The sequence below is a fragment of the Microcoleus sp. S13_C5 genome (genome assembly GCF_036700845.1).
Lineage (GTDB): Bacteria > Cyanobacteriota > Cyanobacteriia > Cyanobacteriales > Microcoleaceae > Microcoleus.
This window is the reverse complement of sequence record NZ_JAUBPR010000127.1, coordinates 1-17744: the sequence shown is the minus strand read 5'-3', so window position 1 is coordinate 17744 and position 17744 is coordinate 1. Positions and strand designations below refer to the sequence as shown.

The 17744-nt window shown below is 46.5% G+C and carries 12 protein-coding genes; 7 read left to right on the top strand and 5 right to left on the bottom strand.

Annotated elements, in window-relative coordinates; all coding sequences use genetic code 11:
* Nucleotides 1-74: 74 nt before the first annotated feature.
* The 3 genes from QUA04_RS24295 to QUA04_RS24285 all read right to left on the bottom strand — a co-directional run bounded on the left by QUA04_RS24295 (nt 75) and on the right by QUA04_RS24285 (nt 3040).
* A complete protein-coding gene (locus tag QUA04_RS24295) occupies nt 75-971 on the bottom strand; it encodes an alpha/beta hydrolase (protein WP_333261837.1) in 897 nt (298 codons plus the stop codon).
* A 217-nt stretch (nt 972-1188) separates the two neighbouring features.
* Complete coding sequence (gene dacB / locus QUA04_RS24290) at nt 1189-2631, bottom strand: D-alanyl-D-alanine carboxypeptidase/D-alanyl-D-alanine endopeptidase (RefSeq protein ID WP_445242360.1); 1443 nt, start codon at nt 2629-2631, stop codon at nt 1189-1191.
* Nucleotides 2632-2713: 82 nt separating this feature from the next.
* Nucleotides 2714-3040: a (2Fe-2S) ferredoxin domain-containing protein gene (locus QUA04_RS24285; protein WP_333261831.1), complete on the bottom strand. Its 327-nt coding sequence runs from the start codon at nt 3038-3040 to the stop codon at nt 2714-2716.
* A 244-nt stretch (nt 3041-3284) separates the two neighbouring features.
* Here QUA04_RS24285 and QUA04_RS24280 point away from each other — a divergent pair, with 244 nt between their 5' ends.
* From QUA04_RS24280 to QUA04_RS24265, 4 genes are all read left to right on the top strand, one after another.
* A complete protein-coding gene (locus QUA04_RS24280) occupies nt 3285-3746 on the top strand; it encodes a CBS domain-containing protein (protein WP_333261828.1) in 462 nt (153 codons plus the stop codon).
* A gap of 114 nt (nt 3747-3860) precedes the next feature.
* Nucleotides 3861-4535, top strand: a complete 675-nt coding sequence (gene nblB, locus QUA04_RS24275; protein WP_333261826.1) for a phycobilisome degradation protein NblB — start codon at nt 3861-3863, stop codon at nt 4533-4535.
* A gap of 515 nt (nt 4536-5050) precedes the next feature.
* The gene (locus QUA04_RS24270; RefSeq protein ID WP_333261823.1) at nt 5051-6322 is read left to right on the top strand and encodes a CAP domain-containing protein; all 1272 of its coding nucleotides are present in this window, start codon (nt 5051-5053) and stop codon (nt 6320-6322) included.
* A gap of 171 nt (nt 6323-6493) precedes the next feature.
* Nucleotides 6494-7024 (top strand): adenylate kinase, encoded by a 531-nt coding sequence (locus tag QUA04_RS24265; protein ID WP_333261820.1) that lies wholly within the window; start codon nt 6494-6496, stop codon nt 7022-7024.
* A 42-nt stretch (nt 7025-7066) separates the two neighbouring features.
* Here the strand turns inward: QUA04_RS24265 and murQ are convergent, their stop codons facing one another.
* Nucleotides 7067-7981, bottom strand: a complete 915-nt coding sequence (gene murQ / locus QUA04_RS24260; RefSeq protein ID WP_333261817.1) for an N-acetylmuramic acid 6-phosphate etherase — start codon at nt 7979-7981, stop codon at nt 7067-7069.
* A 251-nt stretch (nt 7982-8232) separates the two neighbouring features.
* On the bottom strand, nt 8233-8607 hold the full coding sequence (locus QUA04_RS24255) for a DUF3110 domain-containing protein (protein ID WP_333261814.1): 375 nt from the start codon (nt 8605-8607) through the stop codon (nt 8233-8235).
* 454 nt (nt 8608-9061) lie between these two features.
* On the opposite strand from QUA04_RS24255, the gene QUA04_RS24250 reads away from it, so the two are divergent.
* The 3 genes from QUA04_RS24250 (at nt 9062) to QUA04_RS24240 (ending at nt 17562) form a co-directional block, all read left to right on the top strand.
* The gene (locus tag QUA04_RS24250) at nt 9062-15745 is read left to right on the top strand and encodes a translocation/assembly module TamB domain-containing protein (RefSeq protein ID WP_333261811.1); all 6684 of its coding nucleotides are present in this window, start codon (nt 9062-9064) and stop codon (nt 15743-15745) included.
* A 140-nt stretch (nt 15746-15885) separates the two neighbouring features.
* Nucleotides 15886-17031, top strand: a complete 1146-nt coding sequence (locus QUA04_RS24245; protein ID WP_333261808.1) for a clostripain-related cysteine peptidase — start codon at nt 15886-15888, stop codon at nt 17029-17031.
* A 165-nt stretch (nt 17032-17196) separates the two neighbouring features.
* Complete coding sequence (locus QUA04_RS24240; protein ID WP_333261805.1) at nt 17197-17562, top strand: hypothetical protein; 366 nt, start codon at nt 17197-17199, stop codon at nt 17560-17562.
* Nucleotides 17563-17744: the final 182 nt, after the last annotated feature.

Below are 17744 nucleotides of genomic sequence, written 5' to 3'. Positions count from 1 at the left end.
CAATCGTTTGGGAGTTTTGTGTTTCCGAATCTATCTTCCTTTCCTTCTGCTTGAATATCTGCGGAATGTGGGTTCTATGCCAAAGCCACAGAACGAGAAGAATTTCTCAGAAAACTCAGCAATTCTCGATTCACCGTTTGCGGCGCTTCCTGCTGAATCCAGTGACCACAGTGAGGAACTAATTTCAACTTAAACGGAGCCGTAATTAATCTGTCTAAACCTTCTACAAGTTTGTGGCTCAAAAACGCATCATCTTCTCCCCAAAGCACCAAAGTAGGCACTGTCACAGGTTCTAATTTCTGCCCCAAATTCCAAAGCCTCTGCGGATGAAACATCTGCCGGTAATAATTGATAGCGGCGGCTAATACTCCCGGCTTTTCTAAAGCAGTCTGATAAATCTTAGTTTCCTCAGCGCTAAAAGATCCTTTGCGAACAGCTTGTCCTTGGAAAACATTGTGAACAAAATCTTTCAAGTTTTGCCGGATCAACAATTCCGGAATGCCGGGAACCTGAAATGCCAAAACGTACCAACTGCGGCGGATTTGATCTAAATTGCTCGCCATTTCCTGCATGAATCGCTGCGGGTGCGGAGCGTTTAAAATTGCCAAGCGGTTGAGTTGTTCGGGGAATTTTTGAGCTAAGTGCCACGCAATCGCCCCTCCCCAATCATGACCTACAACGTGAGCTTTTGTATAACCGAGGCTCGAAATCAAACCGCGAATATCCGCGCTCAGCGTATCTAAATCATAGCCGCTTTCCGGCTTGTCGGAATCGTTGTAGCCCCGCAAATCCGGCACTACTACCTTGAAATGACGCGCTAAAGCAGGGATTTGATGACGCCAAGAGTACCAAAACTCTGGAAACCCATGCAGGAGGAGAACGAGCTCGCCTTCTCCTTGAGAAACGCAGTGCAGGCGGATGTTATTGGTTTCGACAAAGATGTGTTGCTGTTCGGAATCGAAAGAATTCATAGTTGGAAAGTTAGACTTATTTTCGGGAAGTACACAACCCGCCGACTGGTAGCAGGCTGAAACGGCCCAGTGGTTTTAATTTTTCTACTTTTATTGTAGCTGCTTTTCGATCCCCGTTGGTGCAATCTAATTAAACTTAAAACTTGTAAGGTTTTGGGGTGTCCTGTGTTTTAGGTGTAACTACTGAGTTGAAGTTTATCACCTTAAATGTATTGTTTTAACAGCGGCGCAGGCGATTCAATAATAGCACAATTTCGTCCGTTGCCGATCGCATTTTTGCAGCCGATAGGTCAGATTGATTGACGATAATGCTAAACACCAGCGGTTCGTAATTCGGAACTTCGATATATCCCGACAGCGCGGAAACTCCGCTCAAAGTTCCTGTTTTTGCTTGCAAAATTACGCGGTTTGGTGTATTATTGAAGCGATTTTTCAAAGTGCCGTTCTCGCCAGCGATCGGCAGTGACTGGCGGTAAATAGATGCAGCAGGTGAATTGGCCATAAATCTCAAAGTTTGCACCAAAGCTTCTGGACTAATTAAATTGTGCCGAGACAAGCCCGAACCGTCGGCTAATATGTAGCTGTTTGGATTTACTCCTAATTGAGTTAAAACTGTTTTTAACTCTTTCAAACCCATTTCACCTGTATCCTCTTGTGGCACAGGCATCTTGTCTGTAACTTTTCCCAGCAATCTCAATAAAACTTCTGCATAAAGATTGTTGCTTTCGCGATTAGTTTTTCTCACCAATTCCGCCAGCGGCGGCGATTCAACGGTCGCTACTTCTTGATTAAAATTGCGAGAAGCCGAGGCAACTAAAGCCTGTTTAACAGGAATTCCCTCAGCCGCCAGAACTTGCTGAAACTGCTGCAAAAAATTATTAGCGGGGTTGACAACTGCGACATAAGCTGATTCAGGTTCGCCACCAACTTTCAACTGTCCGCTAACCCGAATTATAGGTCGATCGAACTCCCGACCAACTTCAATAAACTCGGATTCGTTTTGGGCGACTGTTACTGAATTGTTTTGAATTTGCCACTGATTTGCCAGCTTTGGTTCGGCAAAAGTAACTTTCAGAGGTTGCCCGAGATCCTGCGGGGACAAGAGAAGGTCGATCGCGTTTTGATTGAAAATTAAACTGTTAATCGGCGCTCCGTAGCCAGCTTGCGCGTCTTCCCATTCCCAATTCGGATTGACTGCACTGCCTTGAAAATAGCTGTCATCGCCAATCAACTCGTTAACTTGACTAATTCCGCGACTTTTCAACTGCTGCGCCAATGATTTTAACTGAGCCTCAGCAATGCTCGGATCTCCCCTGCCGGCAACGTACAAACTGCCATTTTCGCCGCTGTAAACCGATGTCTTAATCCGAAAGTCTGCACCGAGTTTCTGCAAAGCAGCCGCTGTAGTTAGCAGCTTGGCATTTGATGCTGGAATAAAATATTTGGTGGCGTCGCGGCTGTAGAGAGTAGTAGTAGAAGATAGAGGTTGAATCAAAATGCCCCAGCGCGATCGACTAAATTCGGGACGGTTGGCGATCGCATCTACTTGGGTTCCCAATTCCCCAGGACAAATATCCCCAGCAACCGCAGACGTTTGAGCAGCAACCGCCGACGGACGCCCCAGAATTAGGACTAACAAACTAAGCGCAATTCCTTGGATTTTCAAAGTGCCAATTCCTTACCAATAACTATTAAAATTTAGATGCGCCCGAGCTTAGAAGTGTCACCGAATCAATTCAATATTAATAATAATAACGCGCATGAATTCTCGGATTGAACAGCGCCTCTACAGGTTTTCCCTCTTTGAGGTGCTGTTCCACAATCAACGGTACATCACTCGGTTTAACTCGACAATACCAAATTTCGTCCGGGGTAACTCGTACAGTCGGGCCAGTGGTGCACTGTCCCTGACAGCTACTAGCCTCAACTTTCACCCCTGCAACTTGTTGAGCTTCAAAAGCAGCTAGCACTGCTGCTGAACCATTTTTCAGGCAAGATTGATACTGGCAAACCAATACACAGCGCGCTTCGGGTTGGGATTCTGGTTCTCGGGCTGGAGATTCTGGCATTGGTAAGGATTTATCCGCTCTTTAAGATATCTTAACAATCTTGTCAGGCCGATCGCTCGCCGGAGGGAGGCAAAGCGCAGAATTTTATAGTGCGATCGAAAAAAACAGCAAAATTCTGGCACTCAAACTTTTTCCTTCCTTCTACCTTCTAACGAATCCCTTCAGCAGAGCTGCCTTTCTTCAGTCTGTGTCACGCTTTCCCTATATGATCGATAAGGAGAGATAACTCAATCAACCGCTAATCATGCCAAAAACAGTAGCCGATGTAATGAGCCGCGACCCGATTTTGGCGCGACCCGAAATGCCATTGAACGAAGCGATTAAAATTTTAGCTGATCGACGCATTAGCGGTCTTCCCGTCGTAGATGAGAATGACTTGTTGGTAGGAGTCATCTCCGAAACCGACTTGATGTGGCGGGAAACCGGCGTAACTCCGCCCGCTTATATCATGGTGCTCGACAGCGTGATTTATTTGGAAAATCCATCTCGTTACGAGCGAGAACTCCACAAGGCTTTAGGACAAACAGTAGGAGAAGCGATGAGTACAGACCCAGTTACCATCGAGCCCGACAAATCTATCCAAGAAGCTGCCAAACTGATGCACGATCGCAGTATCCACCGATTGCCAGTGCTGGATACTGCGGGCAAAGTAATCGGCATCCTCACTAGGGGAGATATTATCCGATCCATGGCTGCCGAATCTTAAATTAACTGTTGCAGTTCCAGGACTGTATCAGAAAATGAGTCGATCGCTCCTTAAATCTCGCTCGCTTTTGGCAATTACCAATTACCAAATCTAAAATCTAAAATCTAAAATCCGATGAGCATTACCCCTGAGTCTGTCGAACAATTGCTGAATTCCGAGGATTTTGGCGAAAGACTGCGAGCAGTCAACCAACTGCGGCAACTAGAACCCGCGATCGCCTATAAACTAATTCAAATTGCGATCGGCGATAAAAACGTCCGGGTTCGCTACGCAGCAGTCAGCCAATTATCAACCCTCGGCACGCAGAATCTGCCGAACGCTTTAGAGGTACTGCGAAACAGCCTGAACAACGACCCCGAACCCGACGTGCAAGCAGCAGCAGCCGATGCTTTGGGCGCATTGAAATTAACCGATGCTTTAGAAGATTTGCAGCAAGTTTATAGCAGTACCTCTGAATGGCTGGTACAACTGAGCATCGTCGCGGCTTTGGGAGAAATGGGAGATCCGAAAGCCTTTCCCATGTTAGAAAATGCCCTGAATTCTGAAAATGAATTGATCCAAACCATTGCCATCAGCGCATTAGGTGAATTGGGAGATAAACGCGCGCTGCCGCTGCTGCTTCCCTACGCTTCCAATGCAGATTGGCAGATCCGTTACAGAGTCGCCCAAGCTTTGGGGCGGTTGGGCGGGGTAGAAGCACAGACAGCTTTGGAAATTCTCGCCAAAGATGAGGTTGAGCAAGTTGCTCAGGAGGCTAAAGTCGGACAAGAAAATAGTTTGAAATCTTGAGATTGCTTTTGTGATCCCGAACAACCCTGCGCGGTTGTGAATTTTGAATTAATTTAGATTTTTTTGTGAGGATTCTACTAAAAACTTAGTTGGCGATCGCACACAGAATTCAGAAACCCGGTTTCTTTCTATATTTGTCGTTCCTCTCTGCAAAACTCGTAGAAACCGGGTTTCTAGCCAGCCAGCCAACACGCTGGGTGCGTAGCGCAAACCTTACTAATCAGGAAAAATCTAAAATTTAAAATCTAAAATCTAAAATTGTATTGATGCCACGGGCGATCGCAAATTGCTTTGAAACTCTCCTTAAATTCGAGCGTACTCTTCCCTTTCCCAATCATAGCCGGGCTCTTGACATCCACACTTTGACAACCGCTATAATCAAAATAGATACAGCAGCGGCAGGGATTAACACAATTATTGAATTGTGTCCAGCCAGCTAGCGATCGGGGAAACTATCGTTAAGACGGTAAGCAATCTACCAGCAAAACCATGTCTTAAAACTGTTGATCGTCCCCATGCTTGAACAACTACAAAATTCCGGTTCTCAGTCCTTGGACATTTTAACAGGAGAGCGATCGGCCTCTCAAGTAGCACCAAGCCCAACCAATCAAAACTTTATTAATAGAGTTTTAGAACTTACCAACATCGAACGCAGCAAATTAGGTTTGTCCCCGCTAACCTTAAATACTCAGTTACTAAATGCAGCGGAAAATCACAGCCAAAACATGGCACTACAAGACTTCTTTTCCCATACCGGAAAAGATGGTTCGTCATTAGGAAGTCGGATTTCTGCAACGGGCTATCAATTCTCAGCGGCAGCAGAAAACATCGCTGCGGGCTCTTCTACACCCGAACAAGTTGTATCATCGTGGATGAACAGCAGCGGCCACCGGGCTAACATTCTTAACCCGAATCTCAAAGAAATTGGGATTGGTTACTATTTCTTAGCCGACGATACTGGCACAGAAAATTGGAATCACTATTGGACGCAAGTTTTTGCGACTTCTCTTGACGGTAGTGTCAATCCCGCACCAACACCGACACCAACTCCCACACCAAACACTATATCTATTACTTCGCCAATACCCAATGCTACAGGGGACGGCAGCCCGACACAAGCACCCAAAAATACAGCCAGCGGCGGCAATTATTTCCTATCAGATAGTGCCGATACTCAAATACCGACAAATGCTGCGGGATTGCCAATTTTTGCCCTTTCCGGCAAAGACAATATCACCGGGGGAGAAGGTGTTGATAGCATTAATGGAATGCAAGGCGCGGATACAATTAATGGCGCAGGAGGCAATGACAGCTTATCCGGCGGCAAAGAATCAGATTTAATTGATGGCGGTGTTGGCAATGATTTTATCAGCGGCAACAACGATAACGATCGACTAATTGGAGGAGACGGCAACGATACTATTCGCGGCGGCAAAGAAGATGATATCTTGATGGGCGGTAACGGTGACGATTTGTTGGCGGGCGATCGCGGGCAAGATATTCTGACGGGTGGCGACGGAAATGATACGTTTATCTTAGCAGGAGGTTTGTCTGCTTCGGCTACTTTAATAAGTGCGGATGTAATTGTCGATTTAGGGGCTGGGGATAAAATTGGTTTGACTGACGGTATCGGATTTGCAAATTTGACTTTTGAAGCTGTGACTTTGCAGTTGGATGGAGGTGCAAGCGTCGCTTCTACGGCGATTAAGTCGGGGAACAATTATTTGGGAATCGTGCAGGGTGTAAGTCAAAGCCAGCTTACATCGAGCGTTTTTGTGAATGGGTAACGCGGAATCGGTAGTGTAAAATTTCACCTATGCAGCTTGTAAGGTGCGTCAGTTGGTAGGGATTGGATGGGTAGCCCAGATTGTCGAAGCGGACGCACCCTACTACTTCAGTTGTTATAGCAATTCTCCAAAATCTTGCTACAAACTGCATCATTACTAAGAGGGGTAACTATGAAAAAAGTAGCCGTGTTTGGCAACGCTGGAGGCGGTAAATCAACTCTCAGCAAGAGATTATCAGAAATCATTGGTTTGCCACTTTACGCCTTGGATAAGATTCAATATCAATCTAGGGGCGCTGAGGTTCCAAATGAAGAATATAAGCATACCCATGAGAAAATTTTGGCTACTGACCGATGGATTATAGACGGTTTTGGTTGTATGGAAACCGTCTGGCTTCGACTCAACGAGGCAGATACTCTGGTTTTTGTAGATCTGCCCCTATACGTGCATTTTTGGTGGGTGACTAAACGGCTGATTACAGGTAAGTTTATACCGCCAGAAGGCTGGCCCCAAAACAGTCCGATCTTGAAGAGTTCAATTAATAGTTACCGTGCTCTTTGGTTGTGTCACAAGTATTTGACTCCCAGATATCGCGAGTATGTCGATCGCGCTCAAAAAACCAAAAGTGTGTATCACCTCAGATCCACTGAAGAGATTTCACAATTTTTTGAATCGATATTGCAAAGGACTAATGACTGTTGACTAATGACTGTTGAGTGTTGACTGTTGACTAATGACTGATGACTACTGACTAATTGATGCCACAGCCGATCGCAAATTCCCTTGAAACTCGCCCAGAATTCGATCGCACTCTTCCTTCTCCAAATTAGTCCAGTGCATCATCAAAGCTAATTTTACAGACTTGCCACTTTTTTCGAGCAAAAAACCCGCCTCATCCCGGTTTAAATCAGTCAAATCCTGCAACATCCGCACAGCCCGATCGCGCAATTTCTTATTAGTAACCGCCACGTCAACCATCCGATTGCCGTAAACCTTCCCCAGCTTCACCATTACCCCAGTCGAAATGATATTTAAAGCCATTTTTGTTACTGTACCGGCTTTCAAGCGCGTCGAACCCGCCACTACCTCCGGGCCAACCAACAACCGAATATCAACATCAGCCTCAAAATTCACTTGTTCGACGGGTACGCAGGCCATAAACACAGTCTTCGCCCCCCGCTGGCGCGCCGCCTGCAAAGCGCCCGCGACAAACGGCGTCGTACCTCCAGCCGTAATGCCGACAACCACATCTAAGTTGGTAATGTGACGGTGGGCGATCGCCTCAGCCCCATCTTCAGCCCGATCCTCCAAATCCTCCGAACTCCGCACCAAAGCCCCCGCACCCCCGGCAATTATGCCCTGTACGAGTTCTGGCGGCGTGCAGAAGGTGGGGGGACACTCGGCCGCATCGAGCACCCCCAAACGCCCGGAAGTACCCGCACCGACATAAAACAGGCGACCTCCTTGACGTAGAGACTCGGCTGCAATGTCGATCGCTTGGGCTAACTGTTCGCGGGCGCGGGCGATCGCGATTAAGGTTTGGGCGTCTTCTCGGTTGAACAAGTCCACTAATTCGATCGAACTGAGTTGGTCTAAATTCTCGCTGTTGGTATTCACCTGTTCAGTCAGCAGATGGCCCCGTTCTTCCAAATTTTTCATGTTTTTTGATTAGTCATTAGTCATTGGTCATTGGTCATTGGTCATTAGTCATTGTCATTAGTCATTAGGTGTACACAATAGGGTACGCATTGCCGGCCCGCCGCTGGTGAGCTTGGTGAAGTCGTGACTCAAAGGCTCGAAATTTGCGGTTCTGGCGATCGGCTAAATCTACTTCCGAGAGAGAGGCAATTACCCATTACCCATTACCCATTACCAATAACTGCTGACTAATGACTAATGACTAATGACTTTTACAAAAGTCCTTCGAGTCGGCGGCGAATAGAATCCAGTTCGTTTTGGGAAACCTCAGAATCCAGATCGAGATCCGGCTCGGGCTCCGGCTGCCACTGAGTCTGTGTTACATTGTTTTCTGGCGGAATCTCCAGCGCCCCCGCTGGTATCAGTTCCCAATCATAATCAACACTGTTGCAGAACTCTTTAATTTCGTCATCGTCGATCGCCTCGACAGTGGGCTCGGGGAAATCCTGAGCTTCCAACATCACGCCAAAGCGGGTGGCGTCGTCTTCTGACTCAAACATCAGAACTTTATTGCGATCGCCGAGTTGAATGGTATGAATTCCCTCATTCTCGGTGCGGGCATTGAAGAGTAAGACGAACACTCGCATAAGTTTTAAAGACCTTCTTAACCACCGTTTTTTTATCTTAGAAGCGATCGGGCAACCGATTTTAAATTTTCTATTTTAGATTTTAGATTGACCACCGATCCTGCACTGGCGGGATCGAAAGGAATTGGCGCATTTGGACGACTTGGTTTTATATTTTAGATTTTATATTGACCACCGATCCTGCACTGCGAGGGAAATCTAGAGGATTTGGGGGAGTTGGAGGACTTGGTTTTAGGTGATGTTGCGTGTTTTGATTAAGTTCGGTAAAGGTTTCTGGAGTCTACCCTGTAGTGGGGGCGTGCCTTCGGCCTTCGTTGGGCCCGATCGGCACTTCCGACCTCACTTGTGAGTCTACCAAAGGCAGAAGACACGCTGGCGAATCACAGAAATTATACCTGTCTAAAATCGGCTGATTCCCTTAATTCCTGAATTCTCTGATTTCTGAGAAACACCCATGACTAATTCGGACGATGACAAAAATCAACTCGCACCCCGCCCCCACCGCCGCTGGTGGCGTCTGGTGCTGCTTAGCGGTACGGGATTGGGCATTATCGCCTTGGTTGGCGCGGCGCTAGGATACCAGTGGGTGCGGGAAAAGTTAGCTCCTTTGGTGGAAACTGAAGTCAGTCAGTTGCTGAAGCGGCCTGTGCAACTCGGACGTTTGGAGAGATTTTCTCTGACAAGTTTGCGGTTTGGCCGATCGACTTTACCTGCAACTGCTACCGATCCGGATTATGCTTCTACAGAAGCAGTGGAAGTGCAATTTTCAATCTGGCCACTGCTGTTCAACCGCACTCTCAAATTAGATATTACCTTAGTTAAACCCAACGCTTATATCGAACAGGATGCTAAAGGCCGCTGGGTTAATCTTCCAACTGCGGAGCGGAAATCTCCGGGTTTATTTAAAACTGAAGTTGAGGCAATTCGAGCTGAAAATGTCGCTGCAGTTTTGGTGCCGAGTCCCGCAGTTGGACAGAAAACTTCCGCTCCGATTTCTGTAAGCTTGAAAAATGGCAGTGTTCTATTTCGCGACCAAAATCAGCGCGTTCTCTACGAACTAAACGGTCAGTTTACTAATAGCGATAATTTTATAGTAAAAGCGGATTCTTTGTTACCAGCGGCTCAAACTAACGTGCAGTTGCAAGGTCAAAATTTGCCTTTGCCCGACCTCGCTCGCTTGCTGAAGCTTCCCAGCATTTATTTACAAAAAGGTCTTGCTAATGGGAATTTGACCGTGCAAGTGCGAGACAATAAAGTATCGGGAATTACTGGAACCGCTAGTTTTGGAGGAGTGCAAGCGAGTATTTCTCCCCTGAAACAGATAGTACAAAATAGCAGCGGTCAGTTGCGGTTTCAGGGAACTAATTTGATTGTCGATAGTCTGGTCGCTAATTACGGTTTAATTCCGCTGAAAGTAGCAGGAACAGTTGCCACTGGAACTAATTTTAACTTGGAACAAGCTAACTTCAATCTGATAACTAACGTGCAACCAGTTGCTTTGGCAAGTGTTGTCAGTGCGGTGGAGACAGAGTTAGGACAGAAAGTAGTATTACCCGTGGCTTTTGCGGGGGAAGTGAAGGCGGATGCCAAGCTGACTGGAACAATTGCAATGCCGGTGCTGACAGGTACGATCGCCTCGACAAAACCCGCTACGGTCGATCGACTGCAATTAAACAATATTAGCACTAATTTCAAATTGGAACGCGGGAGAATAGCTCAAACCCCAAATCCTAATTCTCAATCTTCTATTCCCCCGTTTTCCTCTTTAGCTGTGACTTTGAGCGATATTTTGGTAGTGCCGGCAGCGGGGGGTAAAATTGGCGGCAAAGGTGAAGTTGATATTGCTTTAAAAAGTAAGAATTCGCGATCTGGTTTGGTGTTTGACTTCCAAGCTGAAAACGTGCCGGCAGATGCGATCGCCCAAATTTACGCTCTCCCGATTCCTGCTACTGTTAAAATTGGCACTGTCTCCGCAAAAGCTCAAATTTTCGGCCCGTTAGATAACATTCAAGCTAGAGTTCAATGGCAAGCACCGCAAGGGACTTTCCCCGCAGCGGGCGAAATTCGAGCCGGAGGCAATTCGGCGGATTTGCAAAATACGGTTGTGAAAATTGGCGACGCTTCTGTTAACGTGGATGCTGCGCTAAAAGACCGCCGGTGGCAAGCTGTGATCACCGGCAATGGCGTGGATATAAACAGTTTGCAGCAAATCCTGCCCAACCTTAATTTGCCTCCTGAACGGGTTGGTTTGTTCAGCGGAACCGCCGAAGCTGCGGGAACCCTGGACGATTTGAGTTTAAATGCGATCGCTGCGACGGGCAAAGGAAGGCTGAATATTGCTGACAGTATTGTTGATGTTAATGGCGAACTAGAATCGGGCCACTGGCAAGTTTTTGGCAACACTGAGAAAGTAGCTGTCAATCAATTGATTGATATTGGATTGCCGTTTTTAGCACGTGCTAATTCTAACACTTCAACCGCCGCCAATCTCGACAATCTAAAATCCAAAATCCAAAATCTAAAATCGCTAGGCGGGCAGCTAGCAGGTGAATTTCGAGCGTCGTCGGGCAATGTTGACAATTTGACGGCGGGCGGCATCAATGTTAGTGGCAACGGTAGGCTCAATTTTGCCGACAGCAATGTGAATTTAAACGGAGAATTGGTAGCTGGGAAGTGGCAAGCAACAGCACAAACCGATCGCACTTCGATCAGCCGCTTAGTAGATTTAGGATTGCCGATTTTAGATGTGGCTTCAGCATTCAATCCCGAGAATCAGCAATCGGCCAATCTCAACAATCTAAAATCCAAAATCCAAAATCTCAAATCGATTGACGGACTGCTATCGAGTCAAATTACAGCATCGGGAAGTCTTGACAATTTGACGGCTAGCACCATCAATGCCAGCGGCAGTGGCAGACTCAATCTTGCCGGCAGCAATGTTAATTTAAAAGGAGAATTGACAGCAGGAAACTGGCAAGCAACAGCAGAAACCGATCGCACTTCGATCAGTCGTCTGGTAAATTTAGGATTGCCACTGTTAGATGTGGGCTTAGCTTTCACTGCTGACAATCCGCAAACAGTCGCCAATATCAACAATCTAAAATCCAAAATCCAAAATCTCCAATCGCTTGACGGACAAATATCCAATCAAATTCAAGCCAGCGGGAGTCTTGATAATTCAACCGCCGCTAACATAGGCGTCAGCAGCAGTGGCAAACTCAATATAGGGGACGGTACTCTTGCTTTTAGAGGTAAATTAGAAGACAGACGCTGGCAAGCTTTCGCCGATGCCGATCGAGTTATTCTCAGTCGCTTAGAACAAACAATCCGCAATACCCAACTGTTGACCCTGACGGCGACTTTGCCTAAAGGATTGGACGGCAGAGTTAACGGCCAATTCCAAGCAGCGGGCAGTTTGGATAACTTGACAGCCAAGGGAATTAGTGGTAGCGGAGAAGGACGGATTTTGGTCGATCGACTCGGGGCGATCGATACTACGGCAAAATTGGAAAACGGCAACTTGCAAGCATTGCTGGAAACAGACGGAATTGCCGTCAGTAATTTAGAACAAACCCTCAAAGAAACAGGTTTGCTGACAGCGGATTTACCGCCAGAAATTGAGGGAACCCTCGACGGCAAAGTCCGCATTTTGGGAACAGTAGATAATCTAACCGCCAACGGCATCACCGCCAACGGCGACGGACAAATTCGACTCGCCAACGGCGGAGGAATTGTCAATGCTAAAGGCCGCGCCGAATCGGGGAATTGGCGCGCGTCAATCGAGGGCGAGCAAATTGCTCTAAGTCGCTTCCAGCAAGCCTTTGACTCGCAGCGACAAAGCTTGCAAACCGAAGGTGTAGTCTCTGGTGCCCAAAATCTCCCCCAGCTTCGAGGACTGTTTAACGGCAACATCAATTTATCCGGCCCGATTGCCGCTTCCCCACAAACAGTTCGCGCCGGCGGCAGTTTCCGCATCTCGGAATTGCCGTTTTTGAAACAACCTTTTGAGGCAGTATTTAATTGGGACGGCAAACGGGTAGAAATTGAGAACGCCACAACTCCCGGTTTGACAGCAAAGGGCTTTGTTAACGTCGAACTCGAAGGTAAAGGAGGGCCCTCAATTTCCAACTTAGATTTGGATGTCAAACTAGCCAACTTTAACCTGCAAGCCTTACCAGCAGAACAACTAGGATTTTTGTCTACAATGGCGGGCAAAAATTCCTTACAGCAAAACCCACCCCTGCGCGGCAATGTAGATTTTACCGGCAGCCTCACCGGAACCCTCGCCGCCCTCAGCTTAGTGGGCGACGTGGAAGTGCGAAATTTAGCAGTAAATCAAATCGCTTTTGACCCGGTACTAGCGGGGAGTGTGAATGCGGATGCTGGGAAAAGTGTAGATTTGCGTTTGGCCGGTCGCCAAGACAAAATCGAAGTGGCTTTAAATCAATCTTTTCTGCCGACATCTTTCTTAATTCAACGCGGGGAATCCGTGGCGAGGGGGCAAACCGAGGGTGAAACTTTGCGAGTTAATTTAAGCGATTTTCCCCTGGCTGCTTTGAATCTATCACCCGGTAAAGAGGCCGGTTTGGGGCCGATAACTGGTACGGTTTCGGGACAAGTAAATGTGCCCGGTTGGAAGATGCCGTTAAATCCGGCGACTTTGCAAGCAAGTGGACAAATTGCGATCGCCCAACCGGCGATCGGCTACATTAAAGGTGACAGTTTCCAAGGCGAATTCAGCTACGCTAACGGCAGCGCTACTCTCACAAATGGCATATTCCGCCAAGGCAGCGGTCAATACTTAATTTCCGGCAATGTTAAAACAGGCGCAAACCCGCAATTTGCCGGAAAAGTTAACGTCCAGCAAGGCAATTTGCAGCAGGTTTTAACCGCTTTGCAATATTTCAATTTAGGCGACTTTGCTAGAGGGCTAAAACCTCCGGTTTACGGTGACAGTGGCGACGTGCAAACTGTAGCAGTGGGAGAACCAGAAGCGCCGCTAATCGAACAGTTGCGCCGTTTGGCAGAAATTGAAACAATTTTGCAGCAGCAGCAGGCCGTGAAATCATCAGAAAAATTGCCTCCGTTATCTGAATTGCAAGGCACTTTTGGTGCGGAAATTGCTGTCGCCGGTTCTTTGCAAACGGGTGTGCAAGCTCAATTTAACGTGAAAGGTGATAACTGGCAGTGGGGAAGATATGTCGCTGAAAAGTTCAGCATTGAAGGCAGCTTTCAGGACGGGATCTTAACTGTTTTGCCTTTGGAAATTCGATCGGGAAAAAGTGCGATCGGCTTTTCGGGACAACTCGGGCAAAAAGCTCAATCCGGGCAGTTGCGGGTAGAAAATGTCCCGGTGGAAGAGTTGGCAAAACTGGTAGAATTGCCTTTTGTGGATGTCACAGGAAATTTGAATTTGCGGGCGAACTTGGCCGGCAGTTTGGAAAACCCGCAAGCCACCGGGGAATTGAGTTTGCTTGAGGGTACGCTAAACGGAGAACCGATTAAACAAGCCGACGCCAGTTTCAGTTATAGCAATGCCCGCCTGAATTTTGGCGGCAGCGCTTTGGTAACTCAAACCGAACCGATTGAAGTGCAGGGAAGTTTGCCTTTTGAGTTGCCTTTTGCAGCGGTGAAGGCTGACAGCAATCAAATCGATTTGAGGGCGAATTTGCAAAATGAAGGTTTGGCAATTATTAATGTATTGACTCCGCAAGTTGCGTGGGTCAGTGGCAAGGGACAGGTGCAAATTCGCGTAGGAGGGACGCTGCAAGACCCTGTAGCGCAAGGAATTGCGAATTTTGAAAATGCAACTGTCCGCGCGAGAGCCTTCCCAGAACCGCTGACAGGGCTGACTGGGACGGTGCGCTTTGAGGGCGATCGTATTCGGGTAGAAGGAATTCGGGGACAGTTGAGTCAGGGACAAGTTGTCGCCCAGGGCGTGATTCCGCTGTCTGTGCCGTTTGCTGAGGGCGATGTTGATGCGGCTAATCCTTTGGCTGTAAATTTAGACAAGTTGGCAGTGAACCTCAGAGGATTGTACAGCGGCGGCGTAGTCGGTCAAGTGCAGGCAAGGGGCACGGCTAGGCGTCCGCAGTTGAGCGGTAATATTGAACTTTACAACGGTGAAGTATTTCTCCGGAGTCCCGGCGGCGGCAGAACTGAGTTAGCTTCTTCCTCTTCTGCTTCCGATTCTGATTCCACATCTTCCGCTTCCCCTGCGACTGAGGTTTCTGCTTCCCCTACAACTGAGGTTTCTGCTTCTCCTGCGACTCCGACTTCCCCTTCCTTTGAAGTTGGATTGAACGATTTGCGGCTGAATTTGGGTCGGGGAATTCGGGTAACGAGTGCGCCGATATTAAGTTTTCAGGCGACTGGAGGCTTGACGGTGAATGGAACTTTAGATGACCTTCGCCCGGAGGGTACGATTCGGTTGACTTCCGGGTCGGTGAATTTGTTTACAACGCAGTTTAGACTCGATCGAGGATATCCGCAGACTGCTACCTTTGTACCAACACAAGGACTCGATCCGACGCTGGATGTGAGATTAGCAACTTCGGTGCAGGAAGTAACGCGGTTCCGCACTCCCGGCACATCTGTAGCCTCTGAAATAGCAGACGAACCGACAAGTTTCGGCAATGTGCGGAGTGTGCGAGTTCAAGCGTTAGTGCGGGGAAGGGCTTCTCAGTTGGCGGAAAGTCTGGAGTTGAGGAGTTCTCCGAGTCGATCGGAAACAGAGATTGTAGCGCTGTTGGGCGGCAGTTTCGTGCAGACTTTGGGACAGGGAGACAGTACACTGGCGATCGCAAATTTAGCGGGTGCGGGTTTATTGAACAACATTCAATCTGCCATTACTAACGCCACAGGATTGAGCGAATTTCGCTTATTTCCCACTCGGATTAGAGGCAACGAAGCACAAACAGCTAGTTCCAGTTCTGGTGCGGGTTCTCTCGGTTTAGGTTTAGAAGTTGGGTTTGACATCACGCGCAATATTTCAGCCTCCATCATTCGAGTTTTGTCAGCAAATCAACCGACTGAATTTACTGTGCGCTATCGATTGAGCGATAAACTTTTACTCAGAAGTTCCAGTAATTTTCAAGGAGACAATCGCGTCACTGCTGAATATGAATTGAGGTTTTAGTTAGCAAAAAATACCGTCTACCAAAAGCTGACGATCCTCAACCCGGAGCCGACAATGTGAAAAGAAGAGCAGCCATAAAATTGATAACCGTAAGTATTAGTTCTTTAATAGAAACAATATATTACTCGGGAGACCAATATATGCTTGGAAGTACGGTTAAAAATCCTTATGACTGGATATTACTATACTGGATGCCCTACGACAATAATCTCTCAATATTCGGACAACCAATTCTTCAAATGCTAAGTAAAGGTGTAAAAAATGACAATGTTTTGGTAGTCCTACAATCAGACTTTAGTGGAGCAGCACAAGTTTCTAGAAGCATCATTAGCCAAGGTAAAGTTGATACCCAATACTTACAAACAGCAGATAGTAGTAGTCCAAAAGTCTTGAGTGAGTATCTGACTTGGGCACAATCTCAATTTCAAGCCAGACGCTGGGCTATTGTGTTTTTAGGTCATAGTGGAACACTTATGGAAATAAGCCCCGACGAACATCCCACCTCCCCTTCAATTGCAGAAATTAGATGGATGAATCTTCAAAAAATCAATCAAGTTATATTGAATTTTAACCGCTCTGTAAAGGGAAATCTAGAATTATTATTTTTCCAAAATTGTAATAAAGGAAATATTGAAGTACACCATACCTTCCAAAATACTGCTAAGTATACGCTTTCATCTCAACTCCAACTTGGAGCGCCAAATTACTATTATGAGCAATTGTTAAGTGATTTGAGCGATTCTCCAGACATTGATGGATCTCAGCTAGCTAAAAAGATTATGGATTGTGAACGACCGGATATGTACCATAGTTTGACATTGACTAACAATCATTATTTCCGCTACTTCCCCGAAAAAGTTAATGTTGTGATTGATTCTATTTTGCAAGCAGATATTGTGCCTGTAAAAGTTTTTATATCCTCAATTTTAGGGCCTGAAGTTAATTTTTCCAATAACAATACTGTAGTAGTTTATCATAGCTCTGGAGAAACCTTTGTTGATTTCGCAAACTTTTTACAAAAACTTACCCAATTATCAGGTGCAAGTCCGTCAGCTTGTAACGATTTACTGTTATTTTTAAAGAATTTTCTTATTCAGAGAGTGCAACAGCATGGTGAATTACTTGACTCAAAAATTAGACATAAGTATAAAAACTTATCAGGCTTAGGTTTATTTTTACCGAGAAATCGGCAGAAACTGGAAAAGTATTTGTATTTATCGGTTTATTCAGACTTAAAGCTTGTAGAGCTTTTTGAGGCAGTTGTATTCGAGACAAAAAAAAACTAAAGGTATTGGAGATATTTTACTTTCCCGACTTCACAGAAGCAATCAGGGAAGTAAAACAACAGCCAGCATTCGCTCCCAATTCCCACTTCCCAATGCTATAATATAAATAGCAGAATTAAAGCCCTGCTGTTAACCCCGCGCACAAGGTTATAGGAGTTAAGTCAGATGGCAAACAAACTCCAAGTTAATACACAGTCGATCGGCTACAGCGACTTTTACTGGAACCGCTTTAGTCCGAGAGTTGCGACTATCAGCAGTGTCCGCAACGCCAATCACTGGGACGGCGGATTTATCACCTATATTGCATTTCCCACAAAAGTAGAAGCTACAGCAGCAATGAAGTATTTGCTCTTGAATCAAAAAGCTGCTGATGTCGATATGCGGAAAGCCAAGCGAATGAAAGCAAAAGGCATTCGGTGGGAACTCAAAATTCGGGGTTTAGCTTTTAATGAAGTGCTGAAGCTGGCGACGATGGATATAACTGGAAAGCTAGAGATGTCCGCTGCAGCTACTACTCAAGCCACAGGCTGATAATTGAAAAACTTCGTAGTTGCGCTAAGGGTGGTAAAGCGCAACTACCAACCTAAAACTCCCTAACATATTGCATTTTCCTTCTTCCTTCTTCCCTCTTCCCTCCAGGGTAAGCTCATCTAATTTGGTATAAATTGTACTTGAAAAAAAGACAACTAGAGAAAATGTGGCATTCACATATT

Coding starts and splice junctions, on each gene's coding strand:
- QUA04_RS24250 (WP_333261811.1), top strand. CDS start 9,062: ATGACTAATTCGGACGATGACAAAAATCAACTCGCACCCCGCCCCCAC.
- QUA04_RS24265 (WP_333261820.1), top strand. CDS start 6,494: ATGAAAAAAGTAGCCGTGTTTGGCAACGCTGGAGGCGGTAAATCAACT.
- QUA04_RS24270 (WP_333261823.1), top strand. CDS start 5,051: ATGCTTGAACAACTACAAAATTCCGGTTCTCAGTCCTTGGACATTTTA.
- QUA04_RS24280 (WP_333261828.1), top strand. CDS start 3,285: ATGCCAAAAACAGTAGCCGATGTAATGAGCCGCGACCCGATTTTGGCG.
- murQ (WP_333261817.1), bottom strand. CDS start 7,981: ATGAAAAATTTGGAAGAACGGGGCCATCTGCTGACTGAACAGGTGAAT.
- QUA04_RS24255 (WP_333261814.1), bottom strand. CDS start 8,607: ATGCGAGTGTTCGTCTTACTCTTCAATGCCCGCACCGAGAATGAGGGA.
- QUA04_RS24240 (WP_333261805.1), top strand. CDS start 17,197: ATGGCAAACAAACTCCAAGTTAATACACAGTCGATCGGCTACAGCGAC.
- nblB (WP_333261826.1), top strand. CDS start 3,861: ATGAGCATTACCCCTGAGTCTGTCGAACAATTGCTGAATTCCGAGGAT.
- QUA04_RS24245 (WP_333261808.1), top strand. CDS start 15,886: ATGCTTGGAAGTACGGTTAAAAATCCTTATGACTGGATATTACTATAC.
- QUA04_RS24285 (WP_333261831.1), bottom strand. CDS start 3,040: ATGCCAGAATCTCCAGCCCGAGAACCAGAATCCCAACCCGAAGCGCGC.
- QUA04_RS24295 (WP_333261837.1), bottom strand. CDS start 971: ATGAATTCTTTCGATTCCGAACAGCAACACATCTTTGTCGAAACCAAT.